At 60.1% G+C, this 22,911-nt stretch carries 22 protein-coding genes and 1 pseudogene; 8 read left to right on the top strand and 15 right to left on the bottom strand.

The annotated features are described in order from the left end of the window. Positions 1-24: 24 nt before the first annotated feature. Positions 25-735: a FadR/GntR family transcriptional regulator gene (locus tag AC1RPZ_RS20720; protein WP_493138963.1), complete on the bottom strand. Its 711-nt coding sequence runs from the start codon at positions 733-735 to the stop codon at positions 25-27. Between the two features lie 402 nt (positions 736-1,137). Here AC1RPZ_RS20720 and AC1RPZ_RS20715 point away from each other — a divergent pair, with 402 nt between their 5' ends. From AC1RPZ_RS20715 to AC1RPZ_RS20705, 3 genes and pseudogenes are all read left to right on the top strand, one after another. Continuing rightward, on the top strand, positions 1,138-2,496 hold the full coding sequence (locus AC1RPZ_RS20715; RefSeq protein WP_493138961.1) for an MFS transporter: 1,359 nt from the start codon (positions 1,138-1,140) through the stop codon (positions 2,494-2,496). Positions 2,497-2,535: 39 nt separating this feature from the next. Beyond that, the gene (gene gudD, locus AC1RPZ_RS20710) at positions 2,536-3,885 is read left to right on the top strand and encodes a glucarate dehydratase (protein ID WP_493138959.1); all 1,350 of its coding nucleotides are present in this window, start codon (positions 2,536-2,538) and stop codon (positions 3,883-3,885) included. A 233-nt stretch (positions 3,886-4,118) separates the two neighbouring features. Further along, positions 4,119-4,917: pseudogene (locus AC1RPZ_RS20705) on the top strand (glycosyltransferase family protein). Here AC1RPZ_RS20705 and thpR read toward each other — a convergent pair. Together thpR and AC1RPZ_RS20695 are read right to left on the bottom strand one after the other, a co-directional pair. Then, positions 4,906-5,469: an RNA 2',3'-cyclic phosphodiesterase gene (gene thpR / locus AC1RPZ_RS20700; protein WP_493138957.1), complete on the bottom strand. Its 564-nt coding sequence runs from the start codon at positions 5,467-5,469 to the stop codon at positions 4,906-4,908. The pseudogene AC1RPZ_RS20705 and the gene thpR overlap by 12 nt on opposite strands. Positions 5,470-5,483: 14 nt before the next feature. Continuing rightward, positions 5,484-7,055 carry a L,D-transpeptidase family protein gene (locus AC1RPZ_RS20695; protein WP_493138955.1) on the bottom strand — a complete coding sequence of 524 codons (1,572 nt, stop codon included), beginning with the start codon at positions 7,053-7,055 and terminating at the stop codon, positions 5,484-5,486. 144 nt (positions 7,056-7,199) lie between these two features. On the opposite strand from AC1RPZ_RS20695, the gene AC1RPZ_RS20690 reads away from it, so the two are divergent. Next, a complete protein-coding gene (locus AC1RPZ_RS20690; protein WP_493138953.1) occupies positions 7,200-7,898 on the top strand; it encodes a murein L,D-transpeptidase catalytic domain family protein in 699 nt (232 codons plus the stop codon). A 53-nt stretch (positions 7,899-7,951) separates the two neighbouring features. After that, entirely contained in the window at positions 7,952-8,866 is a 915-nt protein-coding gene (locus AC1RPZ_RS20685; RefSeq protein ID WP_493138951.1) for a LysR family transcriptional regulator, read from the top strand. Positions 8,867-9,006: 140 nt separating this feature from the next. Here the strand turns inward: AC1RPZ_RS20685 and madM are convergent, their stop codons facing one another. The 10 genes from madM to AC1RPZ_RS20635 form a co-directional block, all read right to left on the bottom strand. After that, positions 9,007-9,771, bottom strand: coding sequence for a malonate transporter subunit MadM (gene madM, locus AC1RPZ_RS20680; RefSeq protein WP_493138949.1), 765 nt, complete (start codon positions 9,769-9,771; stop codon positions 9,007-9,009). Position 9,772: 1 nt separating this feature from the next. Then, positions 9,773-10,189, bottom strand: a complete 417-nt coding sequence (madL, locus tag AC1RPZ_RS20675; RefSeq protein ID WP_493138948.1) for a malonate transporter subunit MadL — start codon at positions 10,187-10,189, stop codon at positions 9,773-9,775. A 64-nt stretch (positions 10,190-10,253) separates the two neighbouring features. Beyond that, positions 10,254-11,174 (bottom strand): malonate decarboxylase subunit epsilon, encoded by a 921-nt coding sequence (gene mdcH / locus AC1RPZ_RS20670; protein WP_493138946.1) that lies wholly within the window; start codon positions 11,172-11,174, stop codon positions 10,254-10,256. Further along, positions 11,171-11,791 carry a malonate decarboxylase holo-ACP synthase gene (locus tag AC1RPZ_RS20665; protein WP_493138944.1) on the bottom strand — a complete coding sequence of 207 codons (621 nt, stop codon included), beginning with the start codon at positions 11,789-11,791 and terminating at the stop codon, positions 11,171-11,173. Before AC1RPZ_RS20665 ends, mdcH begins: the two co-directional genes overlap by 4 nt. Beyond that, positions 11,785-12,588 carry a biotin-independent malonate decarboxylase subunit gamma gene (gene mdcE / locus AC1RPZ_RS20660; protein WP_493138942.1) on the bottom strand — a complete coding sequence of 268 codons (804 nt, stop codon included), beginning with the start codon at positions 12,586-12,588 and terminating at the stop codon, positions 11,785-11,787. The genes AC1RPZ_RS20665 and mdcE overlap by 7 nt, the downstream gene beginning before the upstream one ends. Continuing rightward, a complete protein-coding gene (locus tag AC1RPZ_RS20655; protein WP_493138940.1) occupies positions 12,585-13,436 on the bottom strand; it encodes a biotin-independent malonate decarboxylase subunit beta in 852 nt (283 codons plus the stop codon). The genes mdcE and AC1RPZ_RS20655 overlap by 4 nt, the downstream gene beginning before the upstream one ends. Next, entirely contained in the window at positions 13,429-13,728 is a 300-nt protein-coding gene (locus tag AC1RPZ_RS20650) for a malonate decarboxylase subunit delta (RefSeq protein WP_493138938.1), read from the bottom strand. Before AC1RPZ_RS20650 ends, AC1RPZ_RS20655 begins: the two co-directional genes overlap by 8 nt. After that, positions 13,728-14,621 (bottom strand): triphosphoribosyl-dephospho-CoA synthase, encoded by an 894-nt coding sequence (locus AC1RPZ_RS20645; RefSeq protein ID WP_493138936.1) that lies wholly within the window; start codon positions 14,619-14,621, stop codon positions 13,728-13,730. The genes AC1RPZ_RS20650 and AC1RPZ_RS20645 overlap by 1 nt, the downstream gene beginning before the upstream one ends. Next, on the bottom strand, positions 14,621-16,291 hold the full coding sequence (mdcA, locus tag AC1RPZ_RS20640) for a malonate decarboxylase subunit alpha (RefSeq protein WP_493138934.1): 1,671 nt from the start codon (positions 16,289-16,291) through the stop codon (positions 14,621-14,623). The genes AC1RPZ_RS20645 and mdcA overlap by 1 nt, the downstream gene beginning before the upstream one ends. Before the next feature lie 264 nt (positions 16,292-16,555). Continuing rightward, positions 16,556-17,887, bottom strand: a complete 1,332-nt coding sequence (locus AC1RPZ_RS20635) for an aminotransferase-like domain-containing protein (RefSeq protein WP_493138933.1) — start codon at positions 17,885-17,887, stop codon at positions 16,556-16,558. An 89-nt stretch (positions 17,888-17,976) separates the two neighbouring features. Here AC1RPZ_RS20635 and AC1RPZ_RS20630 point away from each other — a divergent pair, with 89 nt between their 5' ends. Next, complete coding sequence (locus AC1RPZ_RS20630; RefSeq protein WP_493138931.1) at positions 17,977-18,873, top strand: DMT family transporter; 897 nt, start codon at positions 17,977-17,979, stop codon at positions 18,871-18,873. Between the two features lie 27 nt (positions 18,874-18,900). Here AC1RPZ_RS20630 and AC1RPZ_RS20625 read toward each other — a convergent pair whose 3' ends face one another. Both AC1RPZ_RS20625 and AC1RPZ_RS20620 read right to left on the bottom strand, forming a co-directional pair. Beyond that, positions 18,901-19,473: a YceI family protein gene (locus AC1RPZ_RS20625; protein ID WP_493138929.1), complete on the bottom strand. Its 573-nt coding sequence runs from the start codon at positions 19,471-19,473 to the stop codon at positions 18,901-18,903. A gap of 17 nt (positions 19,474-19,490) precedes the next feature. Then, on the bottom strand, positions 19,491-20,024 hold the full coding sequence (locus tag AC1RPZ_RS20620) for a cytochrome b (protein ID WP_493138927.1): 534 nt from the start codon (positions 20,022-20,024) through the stop codon (positions 19,491-19,493). 269 nt (positions 20,025-20,293) lie between these two features. On the opposite strand from AC1RPZ_RS20620, the gene AC1RPZ_RS20615 reads away from it, so the two are divergent. Together AC1RPZ_RS20615 and AC1RPZ_RS20610 are read left to right on the top strand one after the other, a co-directional pair. Next, positions 20,294-21,232 (top strand): LysR family transcriptional regulator, encoded by a 939-nt coding sequence (locus AC1RPZ_RS20615; RefSeq protein ID WP_493138925.1) that lies wholly within the window; start codon positions 20,294-20,296, stop codon positions 21,230-21,232. Between the two features lie 303 nt (positions 21,233-21,535). Further along, the gene (locus tag AC1RPZ_RS20610) at positions 21,536-22,846 is read left to right on the top strand and encodes an MFS transporter (RefSeq protein ID WP_493138924.1); all 1,311 of its coding nucleotides are present in this window, start codon (positions 21,536-21,538) and stop codon (positions 22,844-22,846) included. Positions 22,847-22,911 lie beyond the last annotated feature (65 nt).

Here is a 22,911-nt window from a genome sequence, read left to right as displayed (position 1 = left end):
CCATGTGGCTGGTCTCACATTGCCTCACTCAACCGCCATACGCTCCAGGCTATTGCTCAAATGCAGCAGCATCGCCGCTCTGGCCGCGTCGGGATCCTGCCGGCGAATCGCATTGAAGATCGCTTCGTGCTCCAGATTGGCGGCCTGGCCCAGCTTCATCAGATCGGTGCCGCCACGCTCCTGCGCATTGATCCGCGTGCGCGGTATGACCGAGTTACCCAGCTGATAGATGATGTCGGTGAAATACGTATTCCCGGTGGCTTCGGCAATGAGCCGATGAAAACGCACGTCGGGTTCAACGCTGCTGTCGTTATTGGCCAACGAACGCTGGTAATCGTCCAGCGCCTGGCGCATCCGGGCGAGTTGATCGTCGGTTCGGCGCTTCGCGGCCAGGGCGGCGGCTTGCGTCTCCAGCCCCATGCGAAGTTCGAGAATCCCCCGCACGCTGATCGCCGTGTCACTGCTCAGGCGAAATCCCTGATGCGGGTCACGCTCCAGGGCAAACGTTCCCACACCATGCCGGGTTTCAACCAGACCCGAAGCCTGCAACTTGGAGATGGCCTCGCGAACCACGGTACGACTGACACCGTGCTCACGAACAATCGTCGACTCCGAGGGCAGTTTTTCACCGGGCGCGATCTGCCCAAGCAGAATGCGTTGAGTCAGCTCGGCGACAATATCGTGCGCCAGACCCGGTGCACGCTTGCGGCTTGAACCATTGGATTGGTTTTGCATGTGGTCCGACCCGTTCAAATGAGGCTCCAGAATACTACTACCTTCACTCTGCAGGCTGTCCTTGCCTCTTCCAAGTGCTGATGTTGCACCTCAACACGTCAGACAACATAGCTGTTTCAGCGGTTTCATTCGACTCCCTCGCCTGCATGACGACTAAAACACCCCCCTCAAGAACTGAAAAGCCGAGTCAAAATCGGGCTTAAACCGCTGAAAACCGGTCAAAAGCACAAATTAAAATCTTAAAAAACCAGTTTTTATAGCTATTTGGTCGCAAGACTCGTATTGCGACTCAAAAACCTCACTTGTATGATGACTGGCAACTTAAGTCGCAAAACAACACAGCAACACAGCAACACAGCAACACCACACCCGCATAACAATAATCAGTGGGAGTCATGAACCGTGAGCAACTCAAGCAACGCACCTGCCGTCTCGCCGGACAATCCTGTCCTGGCGCGCGCCATTTCGAAAGTGAAGAGCCATGTGCTCCCGCTCTTCGTCATCATGTTCATCGTCAATTACATCGACCGCGTCAACATTGGCTTCGTCCGCACCCACATGGAACACGACCTGGGCATCGGTGCCGCGGCTTACGGGCTCGGTGCAGGTTTGTTCTTCATTGGTTATGCGTTGTTCGAAGTACCCTCGAACATGCTGCTGCAAAAGGTCGGTGCGCGTTTCTGGCTGACCCGGATCATGTTCACCTGGGGCATTACCGCCACCCTGATGGCCTTCATCCAGAACGAAACCCACTTCTATATTTTGCGGTTTCTATTGGGCGTGGCCGAAGCCGGTTTCTTCCCGGGCGTCATCTACTACTTCACTCGGTGGTTGCCCGGCGTCGAGCGCGGCAAAGCCATCGCGATCTTCCTCAGCGGCTCGGCATTCGCCTCGCTGATCTCGGGCCCGTTGTCCGGCATGCTGCTGCAAATCAACGGCCTGGGCATGCATGGCTGGCAGTGGATGTACATCATTGAAGGCATGGCTTCGGTGTTCCTGTGCTTCTTCGTCTGGTTCTGGCTCGACTCCAAACCGCATGACGCCAAGTGGCTGAGCCGTGAAGAGCAGGACGTACTCGTCGACGAAATCGATCGCGAACAACGTGAGCGCGACGCAGCTCACACGATCAAGCCAACCTTGGGCAAGTTGCTCAAGGATCGTCAGATCATGTTGTTTTGCGCGCTCTACTTCTGCATTCAGCTGACGATCTATGCCGCCACTTTCTGGCTCCCCAGCATCATCAAAAAGATGGGCGACCTGAGCGACATGCAGGTGGGTTTCTACAACTCGATTCCCTGGCTGATTTCGATTGTGGCCATGTATGCCTTCGCCGCACTGTCGGGCAAGTTCAAGTTTCAGCAGGCCTGGGTCGCCGCCGCGCTGCTGATCGCCGCCACGGGTATGTTCCTGTCCACCACCGGCGGGCCGATCTTCGCCTTTGTCGCCATCTGCTTCGCGGCGATCGGGTTCAAGTCGGCGTCTTCGCTGTTCTGGCCGATTCCCCAGGGCTACCTCGATGCCCGGATCGCTGCCGCGGTCATTGCCTTGATCAACTCCATCGGCAACCTCGGCGGGTTCGTCGCCCCTACGACCTTCGGCTTTCTGGAACAAACCACCGGTTCCATTCAGGGCGGACTGTATGGCTTGGCGGGCACCTCGATCATCGCTGCGCTGCTGGTGTTTTTCGCCAAGACCAGACCCACGGTGACGGACGCAGCCGACACGGACATTCACCAACCCGCGCTCGGTAAATCGCACTGATCGGCGATTGGGTCGAACTGACAAAAACAGGAAATGAACATGAATACCGAACACCTTTACCACGCCGGCAAAGCCCCGCTGATCACCAGCCTTCAGGTCATTCCTGTTGCTGGCCATGACAGCATGCTGATGAACCTCAGCGGCGCCCACGGCCCATTCTTCACCCGTAACATCGTCATTCTCAAGGACAGCTCCGGCAACATCGGCGTAGGTGAAGTCCCCGGTGGCGAGCGCATTCGTGAAACGCTGGAAGACGCCCGCAGCCTGGTGGTCGGGCAGCCAATCGGCAAATACCAAAGCATCCTGAACGCCATGCGCAGCGCTTTCGCTGCCCGCGATTCGGCCGGCCGTGGCCTGCAAACCTTTGACTTGCGCATCACCATCCACGCGGTGACCGCCATCGAAGCGGCACTGCTGGATTTGCTCGGCCAGTTCCTCGAAGTCCCGGTGGCGGCCTTGCTCGGCGAAGGCCAGCAACGTGATGCGGTGAAGATGCTCGGCTATCTGTTCTACATTGGCGACCGCCAGCAGACCGATCTGGCCTACCGCAGCGAACCCGACGCGGATGACTGGTTCCGCTTGCGTCACGAACAGGCGATGACGCCTGAAGCCATCGTGCGTCTGGCCGAGGCGGCCAAGGCCAAATACGGCTTCAACGACTTCAAGCTCAAGGGCGGTGTACTGCGCGGCGAGGAGGAAATCCAGGCGGTCAGCGCCTTGGCCGAGCGCTTCCCTGATGCGCGCATCACCCTTGACCCGAACGGCGCCTGGTCGTTGAAGGAAGCCGTTGCACTGTGCCGCGACCAGCATCATGTGCTGGCCTATGCCGAAGACCCGTGTGGCGCTGAAAACGGTTATTCCGGCCGTGAGGTCATGGCCGAATTTCGTCGCGCCACCGGTCTGCCGACGGCGACCAACATGATTGCCACCGACTGGCGCGAAATGGGCCATGCCATCCAGTTGCAATCGGTGGACATTCCATTGGCCGATCCGCACTTCTGGACGATGCAAGGCTCGGTACGCGTGGCGCAGATGTGTCATGAGTGGGGGCTGACCTGGGGTTCTCATTCCAACAACCACTTCGACATTTCACTGGCGATGTTCACCCAGGTCGCGGCAGCCGCACCCGGCGAGATCACCGCAATCGACACCCACTGGATTTGGCAGGACGGGCAACGCCTGACCAAGCAGCCACTGCAAATCGTCGACGGTCACATCGAGGTTCCAGCCAGACCCGGTCTGGGCGTCGATATCGACATGGACGCCGTCGCCAAGGCTCACGAACTCTACAAAGGCATGGGGCTGGGCGCGCGCAACGACAGCGTGGCGATGCAGTTCTTGATTCCCGGCTGGACGTTCGATAACAAAAAGCCCTGCCTGGTGCGCTGAGTCCCGGCTGCTACGCAGAGTGATGCCTTGAAGCAAGCGAGGACAGGTTCATTCCCCTGTAAGAACCTGTCCTCGTCCTCTCTCGAATAGATCTATCCTCCCGCCTCCCCGTTCATCGGGGTCAGAAACAATCCTGTCAAAAAATTTATCCACGTGGGAAAAGGCCGAAAGGTTGCCCTCTTTAGGATGAGCCCAAGCCTGAAGTTCAGGCAGCAATCGAGGCTCATCCACTTATGACGCATCCACTGATGACCCAGGCCAACTACAGCATTGTGTTGGTCAACTATAAATCGCTTGAACTGACCAGAACCTGCCTGGAACTGCTGCGCGAGAATGTGCAGGCGGCTGGCGTGCCGGTGTTTGTAGTGGACAACTATTCGAACGATGCGAGCAGCGAATACCTGCGCACGCTCGACTGGATCAACCTGATCGAGCGTAAAAGTGCCACCCCTGAAGCGGGGAGTGTTGCTCACGGAAAAGCCCTGGATCTGGCCCTGGAGCAGGTTGAAACCGAGTACCTGTTTTTGTTGCACACGGATACGTTCATTTACGACCCGGCAGTGTTCAGCCTGATGCTCAGCCAGTGCGCTGGCCCACGGGAAGTGGCGGCTGGCGGCTGTCGGCTGCCTGGAGCAATTGAATCGAGGCGTGGTCCGATCGGCCTGGCGCCTGACTTCACGGTTTTTCAAACACTACACACGGCGTAGTCTGCTGGCGTTGGGGATGAATGCACGGGCGCCGAAGCCGTTCAAGGAAGTTCACTTGAAGAGCTTCTGTACCCTGTGGAATGTGCGCCTGATTAAAAAACACGGGCTGCGCTTTCAAATGGATGGGCGCAATCCCGGTTACGAATTGCAAGATCGAATGGCGGCGCTGGACTACAAGATCGGCTTTATTTCGCCACGCACGATATTCCGTTATCTGGACCATATTCAAAGCGGGACGGTTTCAGCGATGGGCGGTTATGCGCGCAACCACCGAAGGGTCAAGGTGTACAACCAACTGACCGGAGCGAGCCCGCTATTGTCCTGACTCTGTCATTGATAACAGAGGCCATTCGGCCAGTGACCGATAGCGACCTTTATGCGATTCGAACAAGGCGAAGTGCCTGGCACTCAGATGAAAGTCGGGGGGCGTATCGGATTCCGGGACAGGTTCGCGAAAGTCCCGCATCAAGGTCAAATGAGGACGATATTCCCGGGGCTCGTCCACAAACCCGAGCGGTAACATCGCCTGTTGCAAGGCGTAAACCAGCTGACGCAAAGGCAGCGGTGTCTGCTTTGGCGCGATTAACAAAACGCCGGCTCGACGCCATGCATCCAGATGGTCGAGCGATACATTCAAGGGCTCGCCTGGCGTTCGCACTTGCGCGGCAGCCGCGCAGATACCCGGAATCTGCGTCACGGCCACAGACCCGAGAAACATCAGCGTCAGATGAAAGTTTTCCGCTGGCACCGGGCGCCCGCTATTGAGCCCCAGAGCGCTTCGCCATTGGGCGATGGCTCGGCGTTGCGCAGTGGCGCAGGGCAGCGCGAAAAACAGACGCTTGAACGGTTCGCCCTGCTCACGCGGCTCATTATTCATGTTTTGTACCTCCCTCAGGACTTGCTGCCCAGCGCGGCCGACAAGGCTGCATCACGCCCATAAATATCCGGCGCATAGAGCAACTGGCCATGGCTGTCGGCTTGCACCGTCCAGTAGCTGAGCAGGATCGGCACCGGTTTAGCCAGCCTGAATTCGTGGGTCAGCCCTGTCGCCAGCAACTCGTTGGTACGTGCCCGTTCAGCCGGACTCAACAACAGATCACGCAACTGCATCGCTTGCTCGACCCGCACACAGCCCGAGCTGAAGGCCCGCAGCCCCTTGTTGAACAGCGCCTGGCTGGGGGTGTCGTGCAAATACACGGAGAACGGATTGGGAAAGCGGATTGCCATCTGTCCCAGCGGGTTCTTCGGTCCCGCATCCTGGCGCAAGATGATGTTGCCGGGGTTATCCCAGTCGATATCGTCCGCTACCAACGGATGGCCGTCGCGATCCAGTACCTGCAGGTTTTGTTTGCTCAAGAACGTCTGATCCCGGCGAATTTCCGGCAGCTTGTCTTCACGCATGATAGTCGGCGGTACCGTCCAGGTCGGGTTCAGAGTCAGCCGCGTGACCGACGATTTCAGCAGCGGTGTCTGCCGCTCGGCACGCCCCACCTGGGTCCGCGTCTGCCAGACCGGCACACCGGCCTGATAGACGGTCAACTGCGCCGCGGCCACATTGATCAGCAGGCCATTGGGCTCCAGATCCTGCGCCAGCCAGCGAAAGCGTTCGAGGTTGATGCGCAGTTGCTCGCGCCGCGTCGCCGGACTGACGTTCAACTCAAGCACAGTGTCCGATCCAACCATGCCATCCGCTTGCAGCGAATGGCTTAGCTGGAAGTTTTTCACCGCACTCACCAGTTCCGTGTTGTAGGCGGTGCCAAGACTCGCGGAAACGCTGGCCAGATAGCCCTCACTGAACAACCGCCGCGCCAACTCGGGTATTCGCGCGTCATGCGCGCCTGGGCGCAACAAGGGTCCGCTGGCGACTGCTGGCCAATGGGGCAACGCCTGCTGGCGCTGGCGGGCATAAACGCGGCGCAAACTCTGATAGAGCTCAAGGCTTGGACGGGCCTGCTGAAAAGCCGCCGCAATGTCCTGCAAACCCGGCCCCGCGATGGCCAGCACCTCGGCGTGTCGATCCTGCGGCAACGCCTGCGCATGCCACAGCGGCTCGAAACGCGATTGCAGCAATCGACCGTAGTGCAGGTCCTGCAAGGCTTGCAGGTAATGCGCACTGATGCCGATGTCGACGCACAACGCGTCACCCTCGGTATTGCCCGTGGGTAGGCTATAACGGCTTGGGTCCAGCCCGTCATCGGCCAACTGCCGCAACTGGGCCTGCAATGCCGACAAGCGCCCGCTGACAGACCAGATCAGGAGGTAATTTTGCTGCTGATAAAAAGCCTGCAACAGCATTTGCGCTGGCGCGCTCAGGTGCACGGCCAGACCTGGGCAATCGACCGGTAATTGAGTGAGCGCCAATTGTAGTGGACTGTCGTGATCGGCCAGCTCGTTCTGGGCAGTCGCGACCAATGGCGCAGCGAGCAGGCAAAGGCTCAAGTAACATGCGAGCTTTTTGATCAACGGCTTTACTCCACTCCACGACCGTCACGTAGACGGTCAACCTCTGCAGCAGGTGCGGCAAGCAATAAGGCCAGCGTATCAACAGGCCTGCCGGGGAAATGACAGGACGTCGGGAGCCAACAATAACAATGAGACTCTCAACGCATGCTGACCTTTCTGCGCCGACTCTGTCTGGCAGCGACGACCCTGGGCGCGATTTGCACTCCGGCGCTCGCCGCGAGCACCCACAACCAAGCGTTGTATAACAGCCTCGCGCAGGTCGCTCCGGAACTCAATCCCCAAGCACTACAAAGTGCCCTGAGCGCCATGCAATGCGCCGTCAACAGTGGCGCCAGACAAGCCGAACGCCTGGCTGTGATCGACTATTCACAACCTTCCACGGCACGTCGCCTGTGGATCTTCGATCTGCGCAAGAAGTCCCTGGTGCTGCGCGATCTGGTCGCCCACGGACAAAAGTCCGGGGAAAATTTCGCCACGCAGTTCTCCAATCGCGTCGGCAGCTATCAGTCCAGTCTGGGCCTGTTTCGCACCCAGGAAAGCTATCAGGGCAGCCACGGCTACTCGTTGCGCATGGACGGTCTGGAGCCGGGTTTCAATGACCGCGCACGTGATCGTGACATTGTGATTCACGCAGCCGATTACGTGACCCCCCTGTGGAGCGAGCGCCAGGGCCGCATCGGACGCAGTCAGGGCTGCCCGGCAGTGCGGCCGCAAGTGGCGCGTCAGGTGATCGACACACTCAAGGACGGCCAGTTCATGTTTTCCTGGTACCCCGACCAGCGCTGGCTGAAATCCTCGGCGTACCTCAATTGCCGGCCACACCAGGTGGCCATAAACCCTTAAGCCAAAGGTCGACTGGTAGTGCACAATCAGGCTAATAAAAAAGAGTCTGCGCCATGTTGATCGACGAAGAACTGACCTTGAAAAAACTGGAGGTGTTTCTGGCCTTCATGCGCACCGGCAACCTGGCTCGTGCGGCGGCCGAACTGCAGACCAGCAACGTCAGCGTGCACCGGGCCATTCACTCGCTGGAAAGCGCACTGCGCTGCCCGCTGTTCAAGCATGAAGGGCGTAACCTGACGCCACTGGAAAGTGCCTATGTGCTCGAAGAGCGGGCGCAGAAACTGATTCAGGATGTGCTCGAGACCGTACGTTTGACCCGCGAAGCCGCTGGTTTTTCGGCCGAACGCTTCAAGCTCGGCTCGCTGTATTCACTCACGGTGAAAACGGTGCCGCAACTGATCATGGGCCTGAAGCTTCGCCGCAGTGAACTGAACATCGACCTGATCCTCGGCTCCAACATCGACTTGCTGTACAAGCTCAAAAACATGGAGGTCGATGCGATCCTGGTGTCCCTGGACGACAGCGTCAACGACCCGGACTGCGAGCAGATCCCGCTGTTTTCCGACGACATCTTCCTCGCCACGCCAGCCGATTCACCGTTTGCCCAACGGAGCGAAGTCGACCTCGCCGAGGTGCGTAACGAGACCTTCATTACCCTGACCCAGGGCTTCGCTACGCACCGGGACAGCATTCGGGTGTTCAAGCAGGCGGGGTTCGAGCCGAAGGTGGCGATGCAGGTCAACGACATCTTCACCCTGCTGAGCATGGTCAGCTCCGGGGTCGGTTATGCACTGCTGCCAGGGCGGATTGCGGCGGTCTACGAGAACCGGGTGAAGCTGGTCCCATTGCAGGAGCGCTATCGGTTGCAGCAGCACATTGGGGTGGTGTTTCTGAAGTCCAAGGAACGCGACCCGAATCTGCTGGCGTTGTTGGCGGAGTGTCGGATGTATGCCCATCGGCATGCCTGAAACCAAGGCGCCCCCATCGCGAGCAAGCTCGCTCCCACATTAGATTTGTGAGCTGCCACAGATTGCAGCAACACTATCAATCCACTGTGGGAGCGAGCTTGCTCGCGATGGCGTCAGAATAGGCGAGGAAAATCTTGAACCTAGCCGACAATCCCCCGAACGATGAAATACAGCAGCGATGGCCCAAGCAAGCACCCAAGCCCGGTATGAAAGGTCGCCGTCAGCGCGCCATAAGGCACCAACCGCCGATCCGTCGCCGCAAGGCCCGCCGTCACACCGCTGACGGTGCCGGCCAACCCACCGAAGACCATCGCTGAACGCGGGTTATCAAGCCCCATCCAGCGTGCGGCCATCGGCGTGCCGACCATCACCAGAATGGCCTTGATCAACCCCGTGGCAATCGACAGCGCCACCACATCCGAGCTGGCGCCAATCGCCGCGCCAGTCACCGGGCCAACGATGTAGGTCACCGCCCCGGCGCCAATAGTGGTGATGCTCACTGCATCGCGATAGCCGAATGCCCAGGCGATGCACGCCCCGACGATAAACGGCAGCACGGTACCCAGCAGCAGCGCGAGCGCCCCGATCAACCCGGCCTTGCGCGCTTCGGTGGCCTGCACTTCGAAGGCCGTGGCGACGATCGCAAAGTCCCGCAGCATGGCGCCACCCATCAGGCCGATGCCGGAAAACACCGTGATGTCCGCCAGGCCTTTCTGCCCGCCGGTGATGGTGCCGCCGACCCAGGCCAGCACCAATCCGATGACGATGGCAATTGCCGAGCCATGAATCCGCCCGAACGTCAGGCGTTTCGACAGCACCACGGAGATCCACATGATCACGCCGACGAATGCGAACGCTGTGACCAGATCGTTATGTTTGAGACCCGCTTCCATAAGATTCCACATATCAGTGTCTCCCGATCGAGGCAGCGACCGAGGTTATGTCCTCAGGCTCATCCGGCAAGGGCTCGCCCTTGTGGACCCGGCTGATCAAGGCAATGGTGCAGCCGCAGGTCACTACCGAACCGATGGCGGCCAGCACAGCCACCGGGCCACCGTGCAAGGCGGCGACGACGTTCTGTTGCGCGGCCATGGCTACCACCACCGGAATGTACATGGCGCCCCAGAAGCCAACGCCCAACTCGCATTCCATGGTCATGCCGCCGCGCTTGTGCGTCCACAACTTCGCGAGAATAAGCAGGATCATCGCGATACCGACCCCGCCGACGTTGGACTTGACGCCCAACAACACGCCGAGCATGTCACCCACAAACACCCCTGCCAGCGTACAGATCGCCAGCAGTGCTACACCGTAAATAATCATTGTTGTCGTCCTCAAAGTGCATCGTCGAAGTTATTGTTTTTGTCCTTCGTAGCCTGAGCGGTGTCTAGGGTTGGCGACTTCCCTCCTCACGCAGCAGCGCTTGCAACGTATCCAGGCGCGCGCCATCGAAGGCGATGACCGTGCCCTGATCGAACACCCGTCGCGCCAATCCGGTGAGCACCGCACCGGGCGGCAGTTCGATGTGCAACCGCACGCCACGCTCGTAGGCGCTTTGTACGGTGCCGCGCCAGTCCACCACCCGGCACATGTTGAACGCCAGGTCATCGCGCAACGCCTCGACCGAACGGATCGGCCGGGCGCGACTGCCACTCAAGTAGCCCACTGTCGGTACCTGCAACGGCACCTTGGCAAACGCCTCGGCCAGCACCTGCGCGGGTGCATCGAGCAGCGGGCAATGCGACGGCACGCTGACCGCCAGCCGTTTGGCCAACCCCGCGCCACGCCCTCGGGCCAACTCGGCGACGGCGTTCATCGCCGAGTCGCTGCCGGCGATAACCACCTGGTTATCCGCATTGATGTTGGCCAGGTAAACCGGCGTCTCGATGCTGTGAATCTGAGACAGCAAGCCTTCCACCGTCGCCAGATCCAGACCGATGATCGCGGTCATGCCGTAGCCCTGGGGCCAGGCTTGTTGCATCAGCTCACCGCGCAGGCTGACCAGATGCAACGCATCGCTGAAGCGCAACGCACCCGCCACCACCGCTGCGGGGTAGGCGCCGATGGACAGCCCGGCCACGTAATCCACTGCCTGTCCGTGCTGCAACAACAAACGCGCCGCAGCGACGCCTGCGATCAGCAGGCACAACTGAACCGCTCGGGTTGACTTCAGCGCCTGGGCAGAATCGAGTTGCAGAACATCCTCGCCCAGTACTTCGCTCGCCTCGATCACGCACGCCTCGGGCAAACGATGGAGCATGCCCGGCTGCTGCGCGCCCTGGCCCGGGAACACCAACAGGCTGCTCACGCTGTGTGCTCCAGTGGATGCCAAGGGTCGATCACCAGCCGTGCTTCGCGGACGTTTTTGAGCAACACCCGCTTTGCCGGACCGGCCCATTCGCGCAAGGCAACCGCGCCCAGCGGTGTTTGCAATTGCATGTCCACCGGGCACGCAGCGGCGTCCAGCCACGTCAGCAGTTCCCGCGCCTGAACTCGGTCTAACGGTTGCGGCGTGCGCAGGATCAAATCGAGATCGCTGCGCTCATGCAACGCCGTCACACCGCTGGCCAACTCAAACCCGGCGCTGCCACTGACGCCCCAGACCCAACCGCAGGTATCGAGCATCGGCCGCAGTTGCGCCAGGGCCCGCAAGGCCGGCAAGTCGCGGTCACTTTCGACATGGCAAAGGTCTTCCGGCCGTACCCGGCGCAGGATCGCCTCGACCGCCATCAGCGTTGCATAACGCTGCTCGCGCAACGGTCCACGCACACCCACTGCAATCTGATCTGCAGCACTCAAGGCGCGTCGAACCACAACTGGCTGACCTTCGCTCATGACCTCGACCACCCACAGCGGCGCGTCCGCCGGCAACTGCTCCGGGGTCAGCCCCCAGAGCAGATCATGGGCCAGAAACCCGTTCACCATTGCTCACGCAACAGTTGGCGAACCTTGCTCGATGCCGCACGGTTGGTCGCGCGCAGACGGGAGCTCAAATCGGCCCCGGTGGCTTCGACGTCGCTAATGGCGTGGAGCAAGCGGTCGCTGACCCGAGCCAGATCGTTCGGGGTCGGCTGCTCGACCTGCTCCACCGTCAGGTTTTCCCAGAGCAGGCCGAGGCTGGCATAGCTGTCGATGTCATAGGCCATCGGCGGCACGCTGGCGGCCAGGGCTTCGAGTTCTTCAACGCTGCGCAGGGTGACCCGCGCGGCCGAGACCTTACCCATAGCGTGAACCATCACCCCGGGGTCACGCAGGGCAATCAACCGGTTGGCCTGATAACCGTGGGCCAGAAACGCCCCGGACATTGCCTTGCCCACCAACAAACCGATCACCGCATGCCCCGCCAGTCGTGCTCGAGCGTAACTGTCCGCAGCTCCGGCCAGGGCCTGATGGATGCCCAGGGCTTCTTCGCGGCGACCGTAAGCCTGGCTCGGCACATCGACGATGGCGATCAGCGCACGCTTCTGTGGTTTGTTGCGATCCGCTTCAATCACCTCATCCACCGCTTTCGCCAGCCCCCAGCCCTCCAACAAACCGACCTCACCGTTACGGGCGCGGACAAAGCGGTTCTGCGGATCGGCCACCACCGCGATAAATCGCACGGGCCGTTCACCCAGCAGGCCGTCGGCGACTTTCAACGAAGCGGGTAAGCCGTCCACGAGGGTGGAGCCGGCACTCAAGGCTTGAAACCAGTGCAAACCTCTCAGGGAATAACCGCTCATGAGTGCTCTCCTTGATACAGATCGCGAACCGTCGCCGGCTCGATTTGTGGCATCACGTCCAGACGGGCGAGGCGTTGCAGGAACAGATCCGCCTGGCGACTGCGCTGTTCAGTGGGCAGTCCCTGTTGCAGCAGCTCGCTGACCTGTTGCTGAATCTGCGCCACGTCGTCGGCCACATACCGATCCACCAGCCCACTGGCGAACCGTTGCTCGCCGCCGGTCAGGCTCCAGATGAACGGACGGTCGCGCGAGTCGTATTCTTCAATCCCGGCTTCCTGTTCGATCACTTGCGGACCATTGAGGCCAAGTCGCGCTTCCTGAGTGACCAGCAGATAGCTGCACAACCCGGCAGCAATCGACATACCGCCAAAACAACCGACGCTGCCGGCCACCACACCGACCACCGGCTGGTACTGGCGCAGATCGACAATCGCTGCGTGAATATCGGCAATCGCCGCCAGCCCGAGGTTGGCTTCCTGCAAACGCACACCACCGGTTTCCAGCAACAGCACGGCGCGGGTGGCGATACCCTTGCGGTTGTCCTCGGCGGCCAGTTCCAGCGCGCCGGCAATTTTCGCCCCGCCGACCTCCCCCAGGCTGCCACCCTGAAATGCGCCTTCGATGGCGGCGATCACCACCGGCAAACCGCCGATGCTGCCCTTGGCGATCACCACACCGTCATCGGCTTGCGGCACCACGCCCTGACGCGATAGCCACGGCGACATGACCCGCTGAAACGGGTCGAGCAATTCACGGAAGGTCCCGGCGTCGAGCAAGGCTTTGGCGCGTTGCCGGGCCCCCAGTTCGACGAAGCTGCATTTGTTGAGCAACGCTGCGTAGTCACTCATGGCCGATCTCCTCGAAGCCCTGTTCCAGACGCAGGCGCACCACGCCTGGCGTGGCCCCGAAGTCATGAATATCGATCGCCAGTGCCGGCGGTGTCTGGCCCTCGAACATCCGTGCGAACAAATGCTGCCAGCGCTGTTGACTGCCATTGACCGAGGTCTGCACCTGGATCGTCAGCGTGCCGGCCTGTCCCGGTTCAAGTAGCACTTCGAGATCGCCCGAGCCGACACAGCCGACCAGTGCCCTGCCCCGCGCCGGCTGCCCGGCGGGGAATTCAAAGGATAAGATTTCCATCAGAAAGCTCCCTGGATGACGCCGTCGCAGGACCCGATGCGGTCGATAAACAGGCAGGCTGCGAGCAAATCCGCAGCGCCGCCGGGCGAGGCATTCAACGCCATTAATTGTTGGTCGAGCAGATGTAGTTGACGGCGACCGGCCAGGCTGGCTGTACCGCCCGCCTCCAACACCGCCTTGGCGCCGAGTTGCATGGTTTGCAACCCCTGCTCGCCTGCGCGGTAAAGCACGCAGGTATCGGCGAGCGTGCTCATGATCGCCAGCAAGGCATCGAGCCTGGCGTTCTGTTCGCCGCTGCCATCGGCGCGGCTACGTTGGAGTTGCGGCAGGCCGAATTGCATCACGGCCGGAAAGCCCAATTGAGCCTCTTCCCGAGCGCCCCGAGCCCCGTAACGTTGTGCCACTTGGGCGCCGTGACTGAACGGACGCGGCGCATCACGATCCTCAAGTAGCGCCAGACGTGCGGCGCGCACAGTGACCGCGCTGGCGCCACTGGATTCAGGTTCCAGAGCGGCGGCGGCGACCAACAGGCCCAAGGCCCAGATCGCCCCGCGATGGGTATTCACACCGTTGGTGGTCGCGAGCATCGCCTGTTCACCGTCCCGACCGATCCGCCCGAGGGCTTCGCGCAGCGGCAGACCGACTTCGCCAAACTCGATGGCCGCTTCAGCCATGTCCTTGAAGGCTGGCCACAGCGACAGTGCCGAAGCGTGCATCAGCCCCAGGTGCAAATCGCTGTGAGCACCGCTGCCGCGACGGTCCACCAGCGCCGGTTTTGGCGACAGGTCAGCTTCGTCGATCAATGCGTCTACTGCCAGGTCCGCCAGCCGTTCGGCCAGGGTCAGGTTCTTGGGTTGCAGGTTGAGAATGGGTTGCAGATTGAGTGCGTGCATTACCAACTCCTGAACTTGGCAGGCGGGTTGTACAAGCCACCCGACCACTCCACCAGATCGGCGACGCTTTTCGCGGCCAGCAATTCGCGGGTGGCGTCGGTGCGACGGATGCCGAGGTCTTCGGGCAACGCGATCAACCCTTCACGGCGCATGCGCGCGGTGTCTTTGGGGTTATGGCGCAGGCCGATGGCGGTGACTCCGGCCACGGCCGCGATCATGGCCTGACGCTCCTCCAGGGAACGCGCCTTGTACAAATAGGCGATGCCTTCTTCGGTGAGTAAGTGAGTGACGTCGTCGCCGTAGATCATGATCGGCGCCAGGGGCATGCCGCTTTTCTTCGCCACATCAACCGCATCGAGGGTTTCAACGAAGGTCGGTTTACCGCCCTCCTGGAAGGTCTCGACCATTTGCACCACAAGTTTTTTGCCACGTTCGAGCAAGGCTTCGGGCGCATCGCCGTGACGCATGTCGAGCCAGGCCGGGGTGCCATGGCGGCGACCGCGCGGGTCGTGGCCCATGTTCGGCGCGCCACCGAAACCGGCCAGGCGCCCACGGGTCACGGTGGAAGAATGGCCGTCGCCATCCACCTGCAAAGTCGCACCGATAAACAGGTCCACTGCGTATTGGCCGGCCAGTTGACAGAACATTCGGTTGGAACGCAGGGAACCGTCGCGACCGGTGAAAAACACGTCCGGGCGCGCGGCAATGTAGTTCTCCATGCCCAGTTCGGTGCCGAAGCAGTGCACGCTTTCAACCCAGCCACTTTCGATGGCCGGAATCAGGGTCGGGTGCGGATTGAGGGTCCAGTTGCGGCAGATCTTGCCTTTGAGCCCAAGCGATTCGCCATAGGTCGGCAGGATCAGTTCGATGGCTGCGGTGTTGAAACCGATACCGTGGTTGAGCGACTGCACGTTGTGCTTTTCGTAGATCCCGCGGATTGCCATCATCGCCATCAGCACATGCACGGGTTTGATGTGCCGGGGGTCGCGGGTGAACAACGGTTCGATGTAGAACGGTTTGTCGGCCACCACCACGAAATCCACCCAGGACGCGGGAATGTCCACGCGCGGCAACTCGCTGACATTGTCCACCAACTGGTTGACCTGGACGATCACGATGCCGTCGCTGAAGGCCGCCGGCTCGATCAGCGCCGGGGTGTCTTCGGTGCTCGGCCCGGTGTAGATATTGCCGGCACGGTCGGCCATGAAACCGGCCGAGAGCACCACGTTGGGAATCAGGTCCACCACCAGCCGGGCGTAGAGTTCGATGTAAGTGTGGATCGCGCCGATTTCCAGCAGGCCATCTTCCAGCAACTGGCTGATGCGCAGGCTCTGGGTGCCAGCGAAGGAAAAGTCGAGCTTGCGGGCGATGCCGCGCTCGAACAGGTCCAGATGCTCCGAGCGACCGACGCTGGGCATGATCATGTGCAGGTCATGCAGCCTGGCCGGATCGGCCTTGGCCAGAGAGCGGGAAAGAAAGTCCGCCTGCTTCTGGTTGTTGCCCTCCAGCACCACGCGGTCGCCAGGCAGAATCAAGGCTTCCAGTGCCGCGACGATCTTGTCGGTGGGCAACACCACACCATCGGCGAGACCTCGCACCTGCTCGAGGCGCCGCAGCTTTTCACTGCGCCGCCGCGTCCAGCGCGAGTCGGGGGATATTGTTGTTGTCATGCTCACTCCACGGGTTCGCTTTCGTGGAGTTACCTTAGGAGCTAATGGTAGAGGCATCAATCAAGATGAGCGGCGAACTGTTACGCTCAGGGTAATGTTTTCCCAGCTTTCATTGAACGATCCGTCTGTTCAACGCTTTCAGCCGTGCCTCAATCGCTAAACTCGTGTCCCAACTCCGCCGTTAGCCATTGGATAAACCACGCAACACTGACTTGGCCCACCCAATGCTTTCGCGGTTTGATGTCAGACATAGCCCTGTTGCGGCTATGAATAAGCACCAATAATCCATTTCACTTTTTCAAGCGCCTCCCGAAGTGCACCCATTTGCGCAGAGCCCAGCGCCAAGCGGATCGCATGCGGTACATTGGCGGAGGTCGCAAAAGGTTCGGCGGTTGAAACCGAAATGTCTTCATCCAGCAACGCCTTGGCGATCTGGTCAGCCCGTGCATCCTCCGACAACGGCAGCCAAAGAAAATAGGACGATGGGTGGCGAACGCACGCAAGCCCCGCCAGCACCTCACTGGCCATGGCTTGCCTGGCCTGCGCATCCCGGCGCTTTTCAGCTTCCAACTGCATCACGGTGCCATCGTCGAGCCACGCGCTCGCGATCGCCGTCAACACTCCCGGAGTATTCCATGTGGTCGCCCTGATCGCTCGCTCCAACGCGAAGACTTTTTGCGCGGGGGCTGCGACGAAGCCTACGCGCAATCCGGTGGCGACACTCTTGGAGAGCCCTGAAACGTAAACGGTTCTCTCTGGTGCGAGTTCCGCTAACGGTGCAGGTGGATCCTCGGCAAGGAACGCGTAAGCGGCATCCTCAATGATGAGCAGCCCATGCCTGCGCGCAATCGTCACCAAGTACTCGCGTTGCTCGGCACTCATCACCCACCCCAGCGGATTGTGCAGCGTCGGCATCGTATACACGGCCCGGACGTGTCGGCTGCGGCACAGGCTATCCAATGCATCCAGATCAGGCCCATGATCGAGCGCGGGAATGGGCACGACTTCAAGGTGCAGTGTTTCGGCCAGCACCTTGAATCCCGGATAGGTCAACGCATCCGCTGCAATCACATCACCGGGTTGCAGCAGCGCCATCATCGTCACGGCCAGCCCCTGTTGAGCGCCATTGACGATTAACACCTGCTCCGCCTCAACCGTCAGCCCTCTGGCACGCAGATGGCGCGCCACAGAGGCGCGTTCATGCAGACGCCCGGCGTGTGGCTGGTAGCGCAACAGGGACTCCAGGTCGCCGGCCGACGCGAGCTGACGCAGCGCACTTCGCAACAGTTCTGCCTGTCCTGGAAGCGATGGATAGTTGAAGTTGAGATCGGTCATTCCAGCGACAACATCCTGCTGGTCGATACCCAGGCCAGGAGGTAACGAAGTCTCCCTGACGAAAGTGCCTCGCCCCGTCTCCCCACTGACCAGCCCCATGGCTTCGAGCTCTGCGTAGACCCGAGTGGCAGTCACCAGAGCCAGTCCTTCTGTCGCCGCCAGCTGGCGGTGCGTCGGCAAGCGCGTGCCCGGCAACAATCGTCCTGAGCGAATATCCGCCGCAAAAACATCAACCAATGACTTGTAGCGTGAACGCGGCATGCCGAGATGTATCCATGACAATATTTTGATTGTATTGATTTTCGATCATACGATGCCGTTCGTGCAAACAGCATTGAGTGTGACCCCGAATGGAACGTACATCGAACCTGCAAAACCAAACGACGGAAAAGACCACGAGCGGATGGCTCAATGGGTTCATCGGCGTACTCATCTTCAGCGGCTCGCTGCCAGCAACACGGGTGGCCGTTCTGGAGTTTGATCCGGTCTTCCTGACTGTTGCCCGAGCAACCATTGCTGGTGTTCTAGCGCTTTGCGTTCTCTTGCTTTTTAAAGAAAAGCGTCCCGCCAAGCGTCAGCTTCCAGCCTTGGCTATCGTGGCCATGGGCGTTGTATTAGGGTTTCCTCTGCTGACGGCGCTGGCTCTACAGTATGTGACGTCTGCGCATTCCATCGTCTTCCTTGGCCTGTTGCCGCTCGCCACCGCTGTGTTCGGTGTTTTGCGCGGTGGCGAACGTCCCCGGCCGGTTTTCTGGTTGTTCTCAGTCCTGGGAAGCGTGCTGGTTGTCGGGTTTGCTGTCTCCCAAGGCCTGACCGCAAATCCTGCGGGAGACATTCTGATGTTGCTGGCAATCCTCGCCTGCGGACTTGGCTATGCCGAAGGTGCGAAGCTTTCAAGGACACTCGGAGGCTGGCAGGTGATCTCTTGGGCACTGGTGCTGTCGCTGCCCGTTATGGCCCCGCTGACCTGGTTCATGGCCCCGCCGGCGTTCTCGGGCATTACTTCGTCCGCGTGGCTCAGCCTGGCTTACGTATCGATCTTCAGCATGCTGATCGGTTTCGTATTCTGGTATCGCGGGCTTGCCCAGGGTGGCATTGCCGCCGTCGGCCAGCTTCAGCTTCTACAGCCGTTTTTTGGATTGGCGCTGGCCGCCACGCTGCTTCACGAGCAGGTCAGCATGGGCATGCTGGGTGTTACCGTTGCGGTGATCCTTTGCGTCGCCGGAGCGAGAAAGTTTTCGAAGTAGACGCTCATGGTGGGTGCCTCAGGAACATCACTGCTCAGGAGCAACCACCCGAAACTTGATATTGATCTCGTTGGAGATAACCCCGAAATCGGCCCACTCGCCTTCACCGATCTTGAAGTCGCCGCGCTTGAGAATGAACTCGCCATCGAAGACGCCGATGGCGCTCTGCGGTTTCAAGGTGATTTGTGCACCGACCTCGCGGGTAAGGCCCTTGAGCGTGAGCTTGCCCTTGACCTCGTAGCGGTTGTTACCGAGCGCCGTCACGCTGCTCGATACAAACTTCGCTTCTGGATAGGCTGCCGTGTTGAACCAGGCGGGCTTTTGCAGCTCGATGTTAGCGTCACTGTTACCGGCGTCGATGCTGCTGAGCTGGATGGTGAGTGCGGCGCGGGCCGCCGAGGGGTTCGCCGAGTTGAAATCGATGCTGGCCTCGAACTTGCCGAACGTGCCATATACCCTCGCCCCCATCTGGTTATAGGTGAAGCTGATCTGGCTGGCGCTCGCGTTCACTTTCTTGTATTCGACAGCGTCGGCGCAGGTCAGCGTGCCGAGTGCAAGGACGGCAGCCAATGCGGTAGCGCGCGGGAATCGATAGTTCATAAAGTTATCCGGTCAGGCTAGTGCTTTGACGGCAGTATGCGCGTCAGCACGTCGTCGCGATCGATGAAGTGGTGCTTGAGCGCCGCGCCCGTATGGACGATAACCAGCGTCAGCAACGTGTAGTTGAGGACCTTGTGCACATCGCTGAGACGGTCGCCCAATGACGCGTCCTTGGGCAGCAGATCCGGCAGCGGCAAGACACCAAACCATGACGTCTGAAAGCCCTTTGCCGAACTCATCAGCCAGCCGCTGAGCGGAATGGCGATCATCAGTGCGTACATCAACCCATGCGAGACATGGGATGCGAATCGCGACAGGGCCGATACCGTCGACGGCAAGGGCGGTGCGGGATGCGCCAGGCGCCAGCCGAGTCGCAGCAGCACCAGGAAAAACAGGGTCACCCCGGCCCACTTGTGCCATGAGTACAGCTTCAGCTTGGTCGGCGAAAGCGCAAGTTCTGGCATGTAGAAACCCAGTGCAAAGGTACCGATCAGCCCAAGCGCCACCAGCCAGTGCAGGTAAATCGCCGTGCGGGTGTAATGATCATTCATGAGCGCTCCGTGTCGACCTGCGACGTGACCGGGTGAATACCTCGCGGCCTGACTGCCGGTACATTGTTGATCTGGACCTGTGCTTGTGCAAATGCTTTGACTGCGGCTTAAGTGCTTCCCTCTGTGCCATTCTCAGTGCCGGTCCCCCTTGGGAAAAGCTCTACAAAAATGATCGGAGTTGGCCTGATTACTGCTCCCTGATAAGTAGCGGCACACCCAATCCGCTAATATTTCTATGAACTCGCCTCATCGCATAGCAGGAAATCACAATGCAACTCGAATGGCTCGAAGACTTTATCGAACTGGCCCGCACTCGCAGCCTGTCTCGTGCCGCGGAGATCCGTTGCGTGACACATCCCGCCTTCGGTCGGCGTATTCGGGCGTTGGAGGAATGGGTCGGCACTCCGCTGATCGAGCGCAAGCAACCGCTGTCTTTGACGCCCGGCGGCCTGCTGTTTCTAGACGCGGCAACGCAATCGGTGGAGTTGCTGGCAGCGGTGCGGGCGCAGTTTCAGGGGGGAAGATTGAGCCGTGACGAGCCGGTGCGCATTGCGACGGGACGAACCCTGGCCAGTGATTTCTTCCCTGACTGGTACGAGTCTCTGAACCAACAGTTCGGCTGCTTCCCGGTGTCACTGGTGACCAGTGGTGCGCAGGAGGCGATCATGAAGTTGTCTGCCGGTGACGTGGACTTGCTGTTGAGTTTTTCCAGCCCGCTGACCCAGGTCCTGATTGATCCAGAGCGTTACGACTCGTTGGTGCTCGCCAATGAAGAGTTGCTGCCGGTCAGTGCACCGGACGATCATGGCCAACCCCTGTTCCATATTTCCGCCAGCAGCAGCGCGTTGACCATCCCCTGGCTGGCGTTCTCGCCGACACTCGCACTGCGCGGGGTGCTAGCCCAGCACTTGGCACGACTGCCTCAGCGCTTGGCGTTACGCATGATTTATCAAGCGGACTCCTACGAGGCTATTCTGGAAATGGCCAAGCGAGGCAATGGCCTCGCCTGGCTGCCACGAATGGTCGCCAAAAGTGCCCTGGCGTCGAGCGAGTTGGTGATCGCGGGCGGTCCCGAGTTTCAGATCAACTTCGACGTGTCCTTGCATCGCCTGCGTTCCAATCAAAGCGAACTGGTAATGAAGATCTGGCAGGGGCTGCTCTTGCGTCATGCGGAGCACGGATCGAGTCGCGGCAAAAATCTGGCATGACCGCCTGCTCAACAGTGCACTGATTACGGGCACACGAAAAAAAGATCAGCACTTCGGTAGTCCTGAAAAGACTGTGCTGACGGGCGTGTGCGGAATCAGCTCAAGGATGTGCCGAAACAGCAATTGCCATTACACAACGCCTGATTCAATTTTGATTCCGGGCCGGACAGCCATGAAGGCGCAGATCTTCAGCAGGTATCCGGTTGTTTTCACCCATAACAATGACTGCCATCGATGTCGTCGAGCCGCGTTGCTGCTCGGTGAATACGATCGACAACTGTGAAACAGACCCGGGACTAACTCATGACCGTTCAATCATCAATCGTGCATTCGGCACAGGCTTCCACCCAGCGAGGCCCTTGGAAGGAAATCGTCGCCGCCAGTATCGGCAATGCTCTGGAGTTCTATGACTTGCTGATCTATGGCTATTTCGCGGTGGTGATCGGGAAGCTGTTTTTCCCGTCCGACAACGAAACCACTTCACTATTACTCAGCGTCGGCTCCTTCGGCATTTCCTTTTTGATGCGTCCGCTGGGCGCCATCGTGCTGGGCTCATATGCCGACCGGTCGGGGCGCAAGGCCTCGCTGACGATGTCGATCATGATCATGATGCTCGGCACCGCGCTGATCACCTTCACCCCATCCTATGAACAGATCGGCCTGGCCGCGCCGCTGCTGATTATTGTTGCTCGCATGCTGCAAGGCTTTTCCACAGGTGGGGAGTTCGGCGCCGCGACCGCATTCATGGTCGAGCACGCTGATGCCAAACGACGTGGTTTCTTCGCCAGCTGGCAGTTGTCGACCCAGGGCCTGGCGACTGTATTGGCGGCCGGGGTCAGTGCTTTGCTCAGCTATGGGTTGTCGGATGTGCAATTGAATGATTGGGGCTGGCGTGTCGCTTTCGGCGTGGGCCTGCTGATCGGGCCGGTGGGTTTTTACATCCGCAGCCAGATCGATGAAACCCCGGATTTCCAGAAGACCGTCGCGAACGTGCCGCATAAAACCCCACTGCGTGATGTGTTGATCAAAGGTCATGTCAGCCTGCTGCTGGCCATCGGGGTGGTCGCTGGTGCAACGGCGTTCAACTACGTGCACAAGCTTTACATGCCGATCTATGCCTTGAAGCAATTGCACATCGCGGCCACGTCCTCGTACCTTGGAGCGCTGGTGACCGGAGCGACCTTGATGATCATGGCGCCGGTGTTCGGTGGCCTCTCGGATCGCCATGGGCGGTTTCGGGTGCTGACCATCGCACTGCTGATGACAGGGTTTTCGTCCTACCCGATGTTTCTGCTGCTCAACACCTTTCCCAGCGTATGGGTGTTGCTGTTGGTGCAAGCCATCGTTGGCGTCTTGATCGCCGCGTGCCTGGGGCCGATCCCGGCGATGCTGGCCGACATATTCCCCACCCGTATTCGTGGTACCGGCCTGGCGCTCAGCTACAACTTTTCGGTCACCCTGTTTGGCGGTTTTGCCCCGCTGATCGTGACCTGGATGATCGATGCCACCGGCAACAAGCTGGCACCCAGCTTCTACGTCATGGCGACGGCCCTGATCAGTGTCATCGCCGTGGTCAGCCTTGGCCGTCGTATGCGCCACAACACCTCGAACTGACCTTAAGCCGCTCCATTCCTTTCCAGTAAAACCCAACGTATATGCCGCGCCTACAGGTTGCACGG

This window comes from Pseudomonas sp. GW822-FHT02D10, assembly GCF_058802345.1.
The sequence above is the reverse complement of the archived record's forward strand: the minus strand, read 5'-3'. Positions and strand labels throughout refer to the sequence as shown.